Origin of the sequence: Capillibacterium thermochitinicola (assembly GCF_013664685.1) — a bacterium.
Taxonomy (GTDB): Bacteria; Bacillota; UBA4882; order UBA10575; family UBA10575; genus Capillibacterium; species Capillibacterium thermochitinicola.
Map to the genome: position 1 here is coordinate 1 of NZ_JAAKDE010000026.1, position 16,481 is coordinate 16,481.

Annotated in this window: 4 protein-coding genes; all 4 read left to right on the top strand. The window is 44.9% G+C overall.

Translation table 11 applies throughout. The features are described from left to right. Positions 1–62 precede the first annotated feature (62 nt). The 4 genes from G5B42_RS10230 to G5B42_RS10245 all read left to right on the top strand — a co-directional run bounded on the left by G5B42_RS10230 (position 63) and on the right by G5B42_RS10245 (position 16,436). A complete protein-coding gene (locus tag G5B42_RS10230; protein WP_181340381.1) occupies positions 63–827 on the top strand; it encodes a DPP IV N-terminal domain-containing protein in 765 nt (254 codons plus the stop codon). Between the two features lie 36 nt (positions 828–863). After that, positions 864–2,354 (top strand): Ig-like domain-containing protein, encoded by a 1,491-nt coding sequence (locus G5B42_RS12190; RefSeq protein WP_181340382.1) that lies wholly within the window; start codon positions 864–866, stop codon positions 2,352–2,354. A 230-nt stretch (positions 2,355–2,584) separates the two neighbouring features. Further along, on the top strand, positions 2,585–9,142 hold the full coding sequence (locus tag G5B42_RS10240) for a PKD domain-containing protein (protein ID WP_231133491.1): 6,558 nt from the start codon (positions 2,585–2,587) through the stop codon (positions 9,140–9,142). A gap of 70 nt (positions 9,143–9,212) precedes the next feature. Then, positions 9,213–16,436, top strand: coding sequence for a cellulose binding domain-containing protein (locus G5B42_RS10245; protein WP_181340384.1), 7,224 nt, complete (start codon positions 9,213–9,215; stop codon positions 16,434–16,436). The last annotated feature ends 45 nt before the right edge of the window (positions 16,437–16,481 follow it).

A 16,481-nucleotide genomic window follows, 5' to 3' on the forward strand; every position in this document is an offset into this window, starting at 1 on the left:
TAATTCTATAAAACCTCAAGTTTTAGTGGCATAATCTCCGGAATTAGGGGGTCAGGGCGATTATGAATCCCGATGGAACGAACCGGGTAAATTTGACGCAAAATGATCACCATGACGTTCTACCTCATATTTCTCCCGATGGAAAGATGATTGTCTATTACTGCCATGAAGATGAAGCGCTCAAAGCAATGAACCTTGACGGAAGTGATAAAGCAATAGTTTTAAAGGCGAACAATTTGGTAAATGGTCCCCGGTGGTCACCGGATGGTACTAAAATTGCTTATATGAGTTTTGACGATGATTTGTCGTCTTCAAACCTTTTTATTTTCGATTTACTTACGGGCGAAATCAACCAAATTACCGACCAAAATTATTATTCTTGTCTTCCGGCGTGGTCCCCTGATGGTGAGAAAATTGCTTATGTCGCAAACCCCAAAGGCAATTTTGAGTTATTCGTAATCCATCTGGCTACTGGGGAGGAACAATTATTAGTTACTTTAACCGAATCTATCCATGATATAGAACCTTTACCGCTATCATGGTCGCCTGATGGAGAGAGATTAGCTTTTGCGAAGGAATTTAATGGTATGTTTGACGTCTGTGTTATCGAATTGAACGGGAAAAAGCTCATTAATTTAACAAATAGTGTTGAATATCATGATTATGCTCCTTCTTGGTCTCCTTGTGGGACAAAAATCGCCTTTGTTTCGATGCGCAATAATAAAGAAGACATTTATGTGATGACTGCCGACGGCAGCCAAATTAATAGAATTACCGAGTTTGAAGGTAATAACAAATACCCCATCTGGTTTTCCATTGCGGAATAATCTTTTTTAATCGGTTTATAAGGAGAGGTATATGAGATGCGAAAAAAAACCTTTCTTCTCTTGTCTTTATTGGTACTTTTACTGTTGATTGCTACACAAAGTATTAACGCCATAACAATTTCAGCAGGGACTTCATTTACCCTTAATTCTTCAAATATAGCTTCATTTAATAATACCGACCAAATCATAATAAACGGCACATTATATATTGACATGACGGGAACGGTAAACCTAAGTGCTGGTAATTTTATTGTCAATACAGGAGGGAAAATAACCTATCACAGTAACAAGGCGGATCAAAACTTTACTTTAAAAATTACCGCTGATAGTTGTGAGATTTATGGAAGTATTGATTTTGCCGGCCAAAACGGAAAAAACCAAGGTAAGGCGGGTGTTGGTAAAAACGGTTCCAATGGTGGATCAGGGAAAAACGGAAAAAACTTAATTTTAAATACAAGACAACTGAAGATCTCCGGGACAATTGATACCAATGGTGGTCAGGGCGGCAAAGGCGGAAATGGTGGGGATGATGATCTCGTGCATTTTGTCGATCCGGGCCGGGGAGGAGATGGAGGCAACGGTGGTGAGGCAGGTAATATAACGATTACAGCAGAACGTTTTATTTTCTCCTCCTCCGGAACCATAACGGCCAACGGCGGAAAAGGTGGCAAAGGAGGGGATGGCGGGGATCCTGGTTGGGTCGGTTCTGGAGCGGATGGCGGCAAAGGTGGAAACGGTGGAGCGGCCGGGCAAATTGAGATCATCTCTACCTATTTGGATCTGGATGGTAAGATCGAGTCTAAAAAAGGTTTGGGCGGAGAAGCGGGAACGGGATCGAATGGAAAAAATCGTGGTAATGGTAATCCTTATCCCATCGATTACCCGGCAAAAATCTTCTACGGTTACGGCGATGCAACTTTTTCTAGTAATCCTGCAGCGCAGCTTTACCCGGATAAAGCCGCGCCTTTACCTGAAGCTGCTTTTAGAATCACTATCGAATCCAATGGTGTTACTAGAAACGGTATATATTACACAAATGATAATAGTCCGGTCGTAAACTGGACACGGTTTCAAGAAGTTGAAGAATATTACGAGGGGAAACTTATCCCGATTAGTGGATTTAAACACTATGAAATAAAATTATTTAAGGATAACCAAAGAATTGATGTGGATGGTGGTTCTAATCCCTTAAACATTACGATTCAGAATAAAATTGAATTAAAGAGGGGATTTTTAAACTCACCGCCTTCCAATTTGGAAGATGGGAATTATGAATTGCAAGTGTTCGCTTCCGACATGGCAAACAATCAGAGTAACGGTTATCCATCTCCAGCATTTAAATTTATAATCGATACGAACCCCCCAACCACTCCTGTTTTAAAACCAGAATCAAATGTGTCAACAACGCAAGTAACTGCCAATTGGCAACCTTCAAGCGATAATCATCAGATTATTGATTCCTATGAGCTCCAAGTTTATGAATCGTTACCAGGTGGTCTTCAAAAACCGCTTACGAATAGAATATAAAGAGCGTTAATGGTTCGATTCTTTCATACCCATTACATGATCTAACGGAAATAAACTCTAGTGAGAAAATCATCTTCAAGCCAAATCAGGAAATTAGTTATAAGATTAGAGCTAAAGACTTGGCTGGGAATTACTCGGCGTGGTCTCCTGGGCAAGTGGTAACCGCTCCTGCCACGGCACGCATAATAAGCCATGCCAGTGGCTGGGAACAAGACTCGGGCAAACATTATGTGCGTTTAGAACTGAAATCATTGGGGGAAGAAGCTGAGCAATACCGCTATATACGTCAAAGGAAAATTGTGGAAAAGGGTCAAGTCACATATATTGCGGAAGCAGTTTCCCATTGGTTTAGAATTTCTCTACCGGCGGGTTCCGTTTTTCAAATCAAAGATATCGGGAATAAAGGGTTCGTCATAACCAATGAGGGGGAAAAAGTTATTTATGAAAACAGCTCCGCTGCACTTTTACCCCATGGTTCCTACCGCTATATCATCGAAACCAAAAACTCTTCGACAAAAGAAGCAGTGTGGAATATCCAACCGAGTATTCCTTATGAGATTACCATCGAAAATACTCTGCCCGCCGAACAAGGGCTTATTGGTCCGGTCAACGGGATAAAAACCAATAAGAACCAAATTGACCTTCGGATTAAACCTTTTATCGATCCGGACCGGGATCCGTTGCTTTATTCCTTTTATTTGGGGTATGACAACAATAATAACGGTAATTTTGAAGAAAGTGAATTTATCTTAGTTGGTCAGACCAACAGTCAATCGGACGCAGACGAGATTTTTGTTACCGCCAATCTAACTAAAGAGGGAATATACCGATGGTATGTTGAGGTAAATGATGGCTACAGGACAGTCCGTTCCCAAAATTATTACAGCTTTGAAAGGGATATTACCGCTCCGGAAATTAGTTTTAAAATCTTGGCGGTTAACAACGATAAGGAAATTATTGCTACAAATTCACAAGAAGTGTTGGTTAGACCAGTTACGGTTAGTCCGGATACGAAAGAGATTCGGATTATGGAAGGAGAACGATTATTATACACAAGTAATAATCCGCCATTTACTGACGTTAAAATTAAGCTGAGTGGGGGAGAAGGAAAGAAAAACATTACGGTTAACGCGACTGATGAAGCGGGGAATATAGGTAGTTCAAGCAAGGACATCATCTATGACCATACGCCGCCCCATGCTCCGGCTAATCTACGCCTGACGGGTGGTCGTAACCAACTGCGGATCGAGTGGGATCCGGCGGAGGATGCCGGCGAAAGTGGGGTCCGAAGTGGGGTTTGCGGCTATTTACTCAGTTATACGCGGCAACACGTGAATAGCGAGGGAAAGATCGAATCCATTCTTGAAGAAAAGTTGGTCGAACAATCGGACTTGCCTGCTTATGTTATCTCAAATTTAGATGATAACGAAAAGGTGGAAATCACCGTAAAATCCCTTGATCATGCTGGCAACTACAGCACCTCGTCGCTAACGGGAATGGGTTATTCCTTGGCGGAAAGAGGTGGAGTCAATAAGCTTACCTTTCACCCAGCCCCAAATTATACGGCATATCGTGCTGAACTCGAGCTTAAACCGGTTAAGGCTGCCGAGTATATGATTCGAAGATGGAAAGTAGAAATGGATAGTAACGGGGAAGAAAAACTGGTTGACCAGACCGATAGCCAATGGTATCCCGTATCTGTTTTAAGTTTTACCGATCAAAACATAATACCCCATTCTAAATACTATTATGCCGTTTTCACCCGCAACGAAAGGGGTGAAGTCGAGTCTAACTTTGAACCGGATAAGTATGCTTTTGTTGTCCCAAACCAGGAACCATCCATCCCAGAGGTCATTGCTTTTGGTTATGCCAATACAATACCAATCGTCTTACGTACTACTGGTGCAGTTGATTCTGATGGCGATCCGCTAACGTATTGTTTTTCATTAAAAGACAATCTGGGTAATCCTTTATTGGAGAAGGTCAGCCCGAACAATCCGGATGACCCCGATGGTTTATCTTATGTTATTTCCGGCGAACTAATTAATGAAGAACATAACGGTGCGACCTTTACCTGGCAGGTTGGGGTCACCGATGGTTACATGTTTGATGAAGAGCAAAATCCAGTTTATCGCTTTAGTGAAGAGCTTTCGTTCACTGTCGATTTGGACAAGCCTGTAATTCATGTTACTCCGGAGGATACCGGAAGCTTTGTTTCCCGCTTACAACTGGATTTTACCGTTCGCGATGAAATTAGTGGTTTGCAATCCATCGCCTATTATTGGAATCAAGAGGATGTACCAATGGAAGACCGGCAAATTCAAGTTCTTGAATTTGCGCGGAGAAGCAAAGAACATCGGTTTACCATTGCCGATGGACCGAATGGAAGAAATAACCTGCATGTCATTGCACGGGATGAAGCCGGGAATGAACAGACCAAAACGGTGGCTTGCTATCTGGATTCAACGCCTCCAGTTTTATCAAACCTAAAAGTGCTTGGGCGGGAGGTAGATGGCCGTTTATATACGACGAATGCCAATAGTATAACCGCCCAATGGGAACTGGAGGAGGATTTGACCAATATAGATTATTTCCGGTATGCCATTGTCACACCGGAAGAAGTAAATTCCCTGGAAACCCTACCGAACGATCGATTCGAAGTGATTGAAGAATATTTCCCCCGACACAGAAAACAATTTGCCCAGGTGGCGGAGGCCGCTTGGTTGGAAGAGAATAGGACCTATCATTTTGTGGTCGAGGCTTTTAATAGTGTCGGATTAAGCACGGGACTGCATGTTAGTCCTGGCGTGACCATTGACTCAAAGGCGCCGCAAATTGGGGAGGTTTCTCCTGAACCGGTACGGGTTTGCCAGAACAAAAGTTATTTAAGTTCCTTTGCAAAGCTGCAACTTCAGGTTGAAGTTAGTGACCAAGGGGGAAGCGGAATTAAAGCGGTGCAGTACGCAATCCTCGATCAGCTTCCGCTTGACGAAAATGTTACCTGGTTTAACAGTCTTGAAGAGCTTAAGACGAACTTTACCCCTACTAACGGGCAAGTATACTATCTGGCCGTTCGGGCGACAGATAAACTGGATCAAGTGAATAACAAATATTCGCCACCGTTAATCATTGACCAGTCTCCGCCGGAGATTAAAGAACTGATTGCCGGGAACAAACTGGAGATTACGGGGGCAGATCAGATTTATCAGATTCTGCCTGGGTCCTTTATTCCCGTTTCCTTGCGGATTGAAGATGAGGTTGAATTGGAAAAGATCCAATATTCCATTGGGACTAGGCCTGGGCAAAATGATGTTTCCCGAAGCTGGTCGCCAGAGACTGAAGGCTGGTTTACCCTTGCTAACCTAAATAAAAGGCAGCAAATAAGGATCGAAGAAAATTTATCCGCCGGAACTTATTACATAAATCTACGGGTGGAAAATGCTGCTGGTTTGTTTGCGGAGAAGGCCAGTAATCCAATTAAAATCGATCCAAATCTGGCGGTAAAACCGGTGGTTTGGGACGATGGGCAATTTACTGCATCTGATAGTGAACTCCATTTTACCTGGACTTTTGATGATAAGCCAAAGGAAGTTATCGGCTATGACTATCGGGTATTATCATTATCCCAAGGGCAACCGGTAACAGTTGTTGATTGGCAGCGGATTGCTGCGGAAAAGAGGGGAGAAAGATATAGTTATCTATTGACCAATCTTCATCTCGAAAACGGTCAAGAATACTATATTGCCGTCCGTGGGGTTTACGCTGATGGGAACACATCGGTTGTCGGAATGACCGATGGGATAATTGTCGATACGACCTCTCCTGAGGAGGTATATATCGACGATGGAACCTATTGTACTTCTGACCAACTATATCTCAAGTGGGGGGCGACTGATCCGGAATCAGGAATAAGCAGTTATCAAGTGCAGATTGGAACCGCTCCTGGTGGAGATGAGGTTACGGCGGGCTGGATTACCCTGGATCACAGTGGAGCCGGAAGCATTCAAGGCCTTGCCTTATCTGAAGATCATACTTATTATGTCACATTACGGGTAACAAATGGTGCCGGTCTGATTCGCGAAGTTTCCAGCAACGGTTTTCGGGTTGATAACACACCACCGCCGACGCCCATCGTGCTTGATGATGGCCGTTATACCAGCGAGGAACCGATTCATTTAAACTTCAATTGGAAATGGTCTGCTGTTGATCCCGAATCCGGAAATGCGGAATACCAAATCGCTCTACTCACAACAAGAGAGGTGGAGTCAACCACCCAGTGGCAATCGCTCGGCACCGAAACCGCCGTCACCATTACCGAGGGTTTACAGGAAGGTGTTTGGTATTACTTGGCGGTGAAAGTGATCAACGGGGCGGGGTTATCAAGCATTGGCTATAGCGACGGTATTCTCATTGATACTACTGCTCCTAGCCCGCCGAAAATTGCGGACGAAACCGATTATCTACCGATCGATCCCTCGGGGTATACTTCCTTACGCGCTACCTTTACTGCTTCCGATGACGAGTCGGATATTGATCATTATCAATATAGTCTAGGTACGCTGACTGATCCATCCTTATTAATTGCGGGGCGAAAGGTTGAAAAAAGTGAGATTGTTACCGAACCTTTGCCACTGGTGCCGGGGGAAATATACTTCTTTACCGTGCAGGCGATTAATAAGGCCGGGCTCGTTTCGATGGAAGGGCGCAGCGATGGTTTGATGATTATCGAAGGTTATCCGGAAATAATTGATGTAGATGATTTTGGTGAATACACAACCTTTAATGACCAGATCATTGTTGCTTGGGATTGCCGTCAAACCGGTTACGCACCAATAAATTACTATCGGATTGAATTAAGTACCAATCGACATGATTGGCTTTGGGTAAAGGATGTAAAAGAGAAACAGGTGGTAATTACCCCGGAAGATTTGGGGTGGAATTGTTTTGAAGACGGCGAAACCTACTACGTTTCGATCAGAGGGGTCAATCGAGCTGGGGTAATCACGCCGTTTGACCAAGCGGGAATAACGAATGGCATAAAAGTTGATAGTTCTCCTCCGACGGTGGAAGAGCTCAGGATTTTACATCCGGATCCATTCACTACGAACCGCTTTAAAATTCATCTGCAGGCTTCCGATGTCCATTCGGGGATTACAGCCTATAAGTTTGCGGTGGGCACGACCCGGGGCGGAACGGAGGTTACTAAAGGTTGGATTTTAAGAGAAACTGTATCACAAAATTATGAAGAGTACCTTGATCTAGAACTCGAACATAACACCTGCTATTACGTGACATTCCAAGCCCGGAACGGGACAAGACTTTGGTCGCAATTGGTTAGTGACCAAGGAGTCATTGCCGACCTTACTCCACCGCAAATAACCGCTTTTACTTGCGAAGATTATATCAATGCAACGAAAGAAATAAACCTGTTTTGGAGGGCCGAGGACCTGGAGACTGGGATTGCGGGATATAGATATCAGTTGGTGGCACATGCGGATGATTTGGACTGGAATCGATCACCAGTTTTCGAAACAACAGGAAATGAGGGTAATGTGTTAATCACCGTCGATGAAGACCTAATCGAAGGAGCCGACTATTATCTGGCTTTACAGGTCAAAAACCGGCTTGGCTTATGGTCACCGCCTTCCCTCCGGGAGTTGGTTGTCGACACGGTGAGCCCTGTTATCACCTTTGATGCCACGAAAGAGATTGTTACCAACGACGGTCAGGCCCAGGTGTTATGGATGGTGAGTGAACCGGCCGAAGTTAACCAGGCTCTTTACAAGCTAATTCCTGGCGACGAACCGGAGTTCATTTCTGGGAAAACAGTTGTTGTTACCGATTCATCACTTTCCCAAGAATACAATTTTGATCAGAGCGGTCAGGAGCCGGCAAGCTACTGGTTGGTATTGACGGCTACCGATTTGGCTGGTAACCAGGGGGCAACGGTCAAGCAACAAATTCGGATAAATGCGAAACCAAAAGTCAATCTGGGCATGGATCGTTCCGTTTTCAAGGGAAAAGAACTGTCACTATCACCGGTGGTGGAAGATGCAGACGGGGAAATTACTGTTTACCACTGGGACTTTGGTGATGGTCATACTTCGACGGAGAAGGAACCTAAACATATATATTCTGAAACTGGCGAATATGAACTAAGGCTAACTTGTACTGATAATGATGGCGGTGTAGGGTTTGACACCATTATCGTGACGGTGACAAACACCTTTGCGGGAAGTCTGGCCTTGGATGAAACTTGGTCCGGAAGGATTAAGTTATGGGATACGGTAACTGTTCCTTCTGGAATCAGGCTGACCATAGAACCCGGAACTACCGTCGAAATCCCGCCTGAAAAAGCCTTGGTGATTGAAGGCAATTTAGAGGTTAATGGGCTGGAAAACGAAAAAGTCGTGCTAACCATCGATCCTAACTATTCCTCCCAACTAAAATGGCAGGGGCTAAGGATCAACCCCGGTGCGGACGTACTGCTTACAAACACCTTTATTGAACGAGCGATTCGGGGCATCACTGTTGTGGAAAATGCTCCCTATTTTGAAGCGGTTGAATTAACGGGGAACGTCGTAGGTCTACATTTATATAATGCTTCACCTACGATCGTGAACTGTGGAATTTTCAATAATGAAATATATGGAATCAAAGAAGATGGAGATTGTACGCCCATTTTAACCGGTAATTACTTCTTTAACAATTTGGCTGGTGACTATTACGACAGTGAATTGACGATTCTCTCACCAGAGGAATTGGGGGAATTAAACAATGAAGACTAAAAGCGCGAAGCCTAACAGGTTTGGCCACAAGGAAGAGAAACGCCAAAAGGTTGCAGGGAGGACATACCAAATGGTAAAGAAAGTCTCATTATGTCTGATCGGGCTCATTCTTCTTAGTTTTCTTGTGGCAATTCCGGTTGCCGCAAGTTGTGGTCATCTTTCCATAGCTCAAGTTCTGGCCAGTTCATCGACGAATCCTCTTCAACCCGCCCGTTATTTAATTGATGGGGACCCCAGTACCTACTGGGGATTCAAACCGGAATCGACTTATGCTTATGCAGACATAATTTTGGATGGAACAGCTCTAATCTATGGCTTAAAACTTGACGGTGAATTGGCACCGGGAACGGTATTAACAGTCGAATATGAGCAAGAAGGACAATGGTTTCCTTTTCTTGCCGCGTCACTGAACGTTCTTCCCGAGAACGGAATTGTTGATTTATCTTACGACCGGGTGGTAACGAATGCCCTTCGCCTTCGCCTCGAGGGAAACGGAGTAATGAAAAGTTACTTATCGGAAGCAAAAGTTCTAGGCGAGGAAGACCGGACAATCCGTCGGCTGATTCTTCCCCAAGCCGTTTTTTCCTCCACTGATACCATGGAGTATTCTCCCGCTGAACACCTGAACGATGGTAATACCTATACTCTTTGGCAGACAAAACCAGGTGCACGCCAGGGTGAGGTTCTCTTCCTTTTTGACCAGGAATACACTCTCGAGACTTTTAAGGTATTTTTACCCGAAACGGCGAGGGGAACCATTCGGTTGGAGGCAATTAACGGAGAAGATTCGCAGGTACTCACCAACTTTAGCGTATATGGTGAGCGTGGCTGGCGCCGGATTGATTTGGACGCGCCGGTGACAACTGCTCAAATCCGCCTGGTCATGCTTGGAGAAGCGGTCGAACTAGCGGAATTAGAATTCTGGGGGTACGGCCCGAACAGTGGGGATCAGCATTATCCAATCGCCACTGCTTATCCGCAAACCATAAATGAAAAGGATTTAAATTTAGAGTTCATTGTCCCGGAAGACTACGGAACTTTTACTCCTGTTGCTTCGCTGAAAGTCCTTTATAAATCCGTCAATCCTTCTCCCACTACGAACAGCATCCAACACCACGTGCGTTTGGTTAACAATGGCCTGACCCCTGTTGATCTTTCAACAGTCAAAATCAAGTATTGGTATACGAAAGAGCCGTCGGCACCACAACAAGCCCATGTCTATTGGGCGACGGTCGGAAAGCAAAACGTGACTACTGATTTTATACCTGTTGATACAGAATGTCCGGAAGCCGACCACTGTCTGGTGCTTGGTTTTACTGAGGAAGCCGGAATTTTGGGCCCTGGCGATGCAACTGAGATTCAATTGGGCTTTAACGCTACCAACTGGGCAAATTATAATCAGGGCAATGACTTTAGTTTTCTTGCCCAGACCGGCGGTTTTCTGGAGAACCTTAATTACCCAGCCTATATTGCTGGTAAGTTGGTTTGGGGGATTGAACCAGCAGTGCTTTCTGGTGATGAGCAATCCTCTTCAAACATGGTCCAACCAATGATGGTGAGTGGACAAGGGCTGGAGCCTTTAAACATTGCTCCAGTGCCTTTTGTGAGTCTGCTTTATAAATCGGTCAATACGAACGCACAAACAAACAGTATACAGCATCATATCCGTTTGGTAAACCATGGCCAGACTGAAATAGATTTGGCCGAACTAAAACTACGCTATTGGTATACCAATGAACCCTACAAGCCGCAACAAGCTCATATCTATTGGGCTTCCTGCGGTCAAAAAAATGTTACTACTCGGTTTGCTAGTCTTTTCCCAAGCACGCGGGATGCCGATTATTACCTGGAATTAGGTTTTACAAACCAGGCCGGTAAATTGGCGCCGGAGGATCATGTCGAAATCCAACTGGGTTTTAATACTATCGACTGGTCCAATTACAATCAAGAGAACGATTATAGCTTCAATCCGGATGCCTATAATTTTGTTGCCAATAAAAATTATACCGTCTATCACAATGGCGTGTTGTGTTGGGGAAGGGAGCCGAAACACCGTCCGCAAATTACGGCTGGCGAAAACTATTACAGTGGCTATTATTTGGAATTAGCCATGGCCGGGGAATTGACCGAACCCCTCGCCATCGAACTAAACGGAAAGGCGCTCACCCTTTCTCCTTCTTTCGTGTTGAATGGGCATACCATCTATTCGTATCATTTATCACCGGCCGAATTATGGGCAGAAAATAATTTCTTGCGTTTTATCGTTTCTGAAAATAATTGGATTCTCACCGGAGCACGTCTAACAAAACGTAATTATGGCGGGGAAATACTGATCAACAGTAACGGTTTAACGGATCGTTTGTTGTTAACGAACGTTAGTAAAAACGGTGAAGAGTATATTTCGTTACCAACGAAAGTCCTTCTTGAAAAGATAAGAGTTTGGGGAGAAGAGGGCTTCTATGCTTATTTAGAAGTTAAAGATGGTGAGCATTGGGTTCCGCTCACTCCGGCGGTGGAAGCGGATGGTTGGTTAGTTTTTAATGAAAACGTAATTACTGACCAAATTAAGGTAAAACCTTCCGCTGGCACCGAAGTTTACGAAGTACAAGTTATTGGGAGCCCGGTTACGGATCAGGCACCGACCGTTAATCTTCTCTGGCCGACCGACGGTGAGAATGTGGACTTAACTGGTTGGGGGAATAAAAAACTAAAAGGTTTGGTGGATAATCCGAAAAGTCAAGTCTTTGTAAATGGAATAAAAGCCGACCAACAGGGTCATTATTTCACTGTTCAACTTCCACACCTAGACCTCAAGCCATGGGAGACCAATTTGGTCATCGTAACGGCCCGTGATCCCGAAGGCCGGGAAAACAGGAAAGAAATTTGGGTTACTCTTGGCAAGCCCGGTGATTTTAGTATCGATCAGCCGGATCAACTAGTCTACACTGATCAAGAGACCTACCGGATTAGTGGTCGGATCGAACAACCCAATAAATATCAGGTGACTGTCAACGGGGTTCCGATTGCCGTTACCAATCGGCTTTTCAGTACAGAAGTTCCGTTAGTTGAGGGCTTCAATTTAATTGAAATTACTTTCAAGGACCGAACAAAGAATTTAAACTTTACCTATTACCGACAGGTTATAAGACGTACCGCATCACACCAACTCCATTTGACAATTAACAATCCGCAAGAACAGATGTATACCGCCGACCCGACAATCAGCGTTTCCGGTATGGTCGCCGGTGTTGGTCGGGTGAAGGTCTTAGTTAATGGTAACGAAGCGCCTGTCACCGGCGGATTCTACTGCCTTGAAATTCCGTTACTTGAGGGTGAAAACCCAATAAGGGTGATCGCTATTGATGAACAGGGAGCGACAGCTGAAAAGGAAATTACGGTGTTCCGGGATTCTACCCCGCCGTTGATCAGCGAAGTTTTACCCGCTGAAGGGTATCTTTCCGCCAGCAAGCTGGTGCAGGTTTCCGGGAAGGTAACGGATGAAAGTCCGGTCTTTGTCTTTGTCGGCGACAAGGCTGCCTTGTTGGACGGTCTGTCTTTTACTGGTGAATTGACTGTGGCGGAAGGATGGGTAGAAATTACGGTTCAGGCGCAGGATATAGCGGGCAACACTGCCACTTACGTATTTAACATCCTGGTTGATACGACTCCGCCGGAAGCCTTTACGGTAACCGCTGACCCGGATGGTTGGACCAACAATCCCCAACCGGTGATCACTTTTAGCACTACTGATGCGACCAGTGGAATTAGCCATTATGAGCTGGCGATTAACAACGGAGAGTTTAAACGGGTTGAGAGCCCATATCAGCTTGCGCCCCAGCGGGATGGGGAACATACAATTATTGTTCGGGCAGTCGATAAGGCCGGATGGATAACGGAAGCCGAAACCAAAATCTACATTGATACGACTCCGCCGCCAATACCCGAGAACCTTAGAGTAATCCCAGGTAACGAAAGAATGGTAATTAAGTGGGACAAACCAAGTCCCGATACTGTCCTGTACATTGTTGAACGTAACCCGCAAGGGGAAAGCCACTACATAACTGAAAGCGAAGAACTTTATGATTATCAGCTTGAACTGGGGAGCACTTATGAATACCGGGTGAAAGCAATTGACCGGGCCGCGAACGAAAGCGAGTTTACCTTATGGAAAGAAGGGATTGTTGGCTTGGCGGTTGCCCCATACGATCCGGAAACTGGGGCAGTTGTTGAATATGAAGATGTGGTATTAGTTATTCCCCAAGAAGTTCTACCGGAGGGGATCGCCGAGATCCAAATCACTGAGGTTACCAGTGAGCATTTAGAGGAGAAGGCAATTTACCCCATCGTCGGGCCGATTTACGAATTTATGGCGATTAAGGAAGGGGAAAGCGCCCCGGAAGAAAATCTCCAAATGGAACAAGGTTATATCGGGAAGATAACCTACGATGAAAGCCTCCTTCCGGAGGGATTTCCTGAGCATAACTTAGGGGTTTACCATTATGATCCGGTCTTTGATAAATGGTTCCTGATCCCTTCGGCTGGAGTTGATGTGGAGAATAACACGATCTATTTCTTAACCAACCACTTTAGTAGTTTCTCGGTGCAAGCAACCGTTCTCCAGGATTTATCGCCCCAGGAGTATAAGGATGCGGGTTATTCCCCACTTCAGTCCTACTCCGTGCACCAGGGGGTTGCGGTTTCACCGCAAGGGGGGACTGCTAGTACACAAGTAACCGAACTTGTCTTACCGGGAAGGAATGGTTTTGATTTTGTCCTTTCCCGCCGCTATGATACGGCTACCGCCCGGGGTGATGCCTTTGCGCTTGGAATTAACGGCCGCCTCGGTTTAAACCTGATTAATCCTGGTGTAGGAGACATTCCGGCCAAAATAAAAGATGCCGTCGAAATTGCTGAACAAGTTAACCAATGGCAATCTGAAGGCAATTTCGGATTTGATGGTTTGGCCAGCATTCAAAGTATCGTCGAACAATATCTCTTTAACCAGGGTGACTATGCTTATTCAATGGGCTTGGGTTGGCGCCTGAATATTCCTTACATGAAAGCGGCGAACTCAACCTTGATCTTGGTTACCGCCGATGGGAGAATGCATTCCATCAATGAAATGAAAATGACCGCCGTCCCATTTTATTCTCCTAATATGCGCGTTCTAGAATTTGAACAACACGAGGGCGATGACTTTACCCTCCAACTGGTTCAGACCAAAATGCCTTTTGACCTTACGCAATTAGTGGTTAATATTGGAAATATCCAGAAATCACACGAGAAGATCTTCAAAAGTCGATGGTATGCTTTGGGGTATACATTGAGGATGAAGGACGGTACGGTTTATGAGATGGATCCATTAGGCCGTACGACCAAGATGATAGATCCAACTGGGCTGAACAGTGTGTCCTTCCATTATAACGGCCTCCTCCTCGATTACATCGAAGATAGCGTTGGACGCCGGGTCCGGTTTGACTATGAATTGTCTTTGCTCTGGCCCCGCATCACCAAAATCTGGGAAGAAAATGACCCCTACAATCGGCAGATCCGTTACAGCCTAGATTTTTGGACTTCAGTTTTGAAGTCTGCTGTAGACGCCGGCGGGCGCCTTTGTAAATATGATTATGATTTCCAACTTATGTTTGGTGGGGAAGCGGGTACAAAAATCAATGTAGTAACAATGTTGCTGAAGGTCGTGACCGGACCCATTGGAGGCCTGGTCGGTTCCATCTTCGGCTTTGACGATATTGAACTGTATGGTAGATTGCAAGCCCAGGTTGTATATCCGTTAAAAACATTAATTGCTCCCGGACAAGGTAAAATTGAAATCGCATACGATAAACCAACATATATGTATGGGAATAGCAATGTGGAATGGTTTTTATTTATTCCTGTTTCCGTGACGTTGAGCCTTAATTTGGAACAACGCCTCCTTGCCGAACGAGTTCGCGTATATCTCTATGATGGCGGACCTTTAGTAAAAACAACTACGTATAAATATGATTTTGATTATTATAAACACGGACAGCCCCTAATCAGTAAAACGACAGAAAATGATGGCAAGAAAAAGATTGTTTACCATTATAGAGCGGTAGAAAAGAAACGATACCGCTGGGAAGAGAAAACCGCTCATGTGAGAGGAACTCTTGAACTCTGGTTCCCAGTGGTTTACTGGAATACTCATGTGCTCTCCTTGAATTATAGAACGGAAATCTATGATGCGGCCACGAATAAACTTTTAGAAACAACAGAAACAGAATACAATGTTGCAACGATGCGCCCCACACAAACCATCACCCGACGGGGCAACAGCTACACACAGGTTAATTACACCTATGACAACTGGGGAAATGTTATCTATACCAAACAGTATAGTCAAGGTAATGACCGGGTTAACGTAACCGAGTCCTGGATGTATTATTTAAATACCAATTCTCAGCCTACTTCTGCCGTCGAATGGCCTGCACCACCCGCTTCCCAGCCCGAATTGGAACGTTATTCCCGCGACTTGTTGGTTGGCAAGGCAGTGAAAAACTATGCTCCGTCCGGGATCGGTAACTTAGATAATCAAGTGCTAATCACCTACCATGTTTACACGTCTCTTGGGCAGCCCGCAATTGTTGCCCAGTGGGATGGTGCCCAATGGTTGCAGACGAAATATACCTATGATGAGGAAACTGGGAATCTCATCAAGAAGGAGGATCCGGAAGGACATGTAACCCTTTATGAATATGACCAATATGGTCTACCTAGTGCAGTTGTTGAAAAGGGAATTATTACCGCCGACGGACAAGCGAAAGATCCCATTACCAGAATGGGTTATGAATATATTTCCGGCTGGAAAAGTTGGGAGAAAAATCCGCGTGGATATGTTACCCAGTATGAGTATGACTCCCTTGGCCGGACCACGAAGATTATCGCTCCCGATGATGATGATCAGGTTACTTGGGTTCCCGATCGTCAGCAGCCTAGCTTCAGAGCCAATAATCCGGTGACCAGAATTGAATATAATGATAATGAGCTCTATTCGTTAGTCACCGATCCTTTGGGCAGAAGGACAAAATATGATTTTGATGGACTGGGCCGCTTGGTTCAGTTAATCCAATATCAAAGAGTTAACGGGGGCTATCAACCCGCCGCAGTTACCAGCCTAAAATATGATGCCTGGGGCAATATCATCGCTATTACTGATCCTAACGGTTGGGCCATTGGTCCCGAATGGAAATATACGACCAGACGCCCTGACCCCCTAATTCCGGAGATTATGCCACTAAAACTTGAGGTTTTATAGAATTACTAACAATAGCCTGGTAATATTTTTCCGGAGCCATGTTTT

Coding starts and splice junctions, on each gene's coding strand:
- G5B42_RS10230 (WP_181340381.1), top strand. CDS start 63: ATGAATCCCGATGGAACGAACCGGGTAAATTTGACGCAAAATGATCAC.
- G5B42_RS12190 (WP_181340382.1), top strand. CDS start 864: ATGCGAAAAAAAACCTTTCTTCTCTTGTCTTTATTGGTACTTTTACTG.
- G5B42_RS10245 (WP_181340384.1), top strand. CDS start 9,213: ATGGTAAAGAAAGTCTCATTATGTCTGATCGGGCTCATTCTTCTTAGT.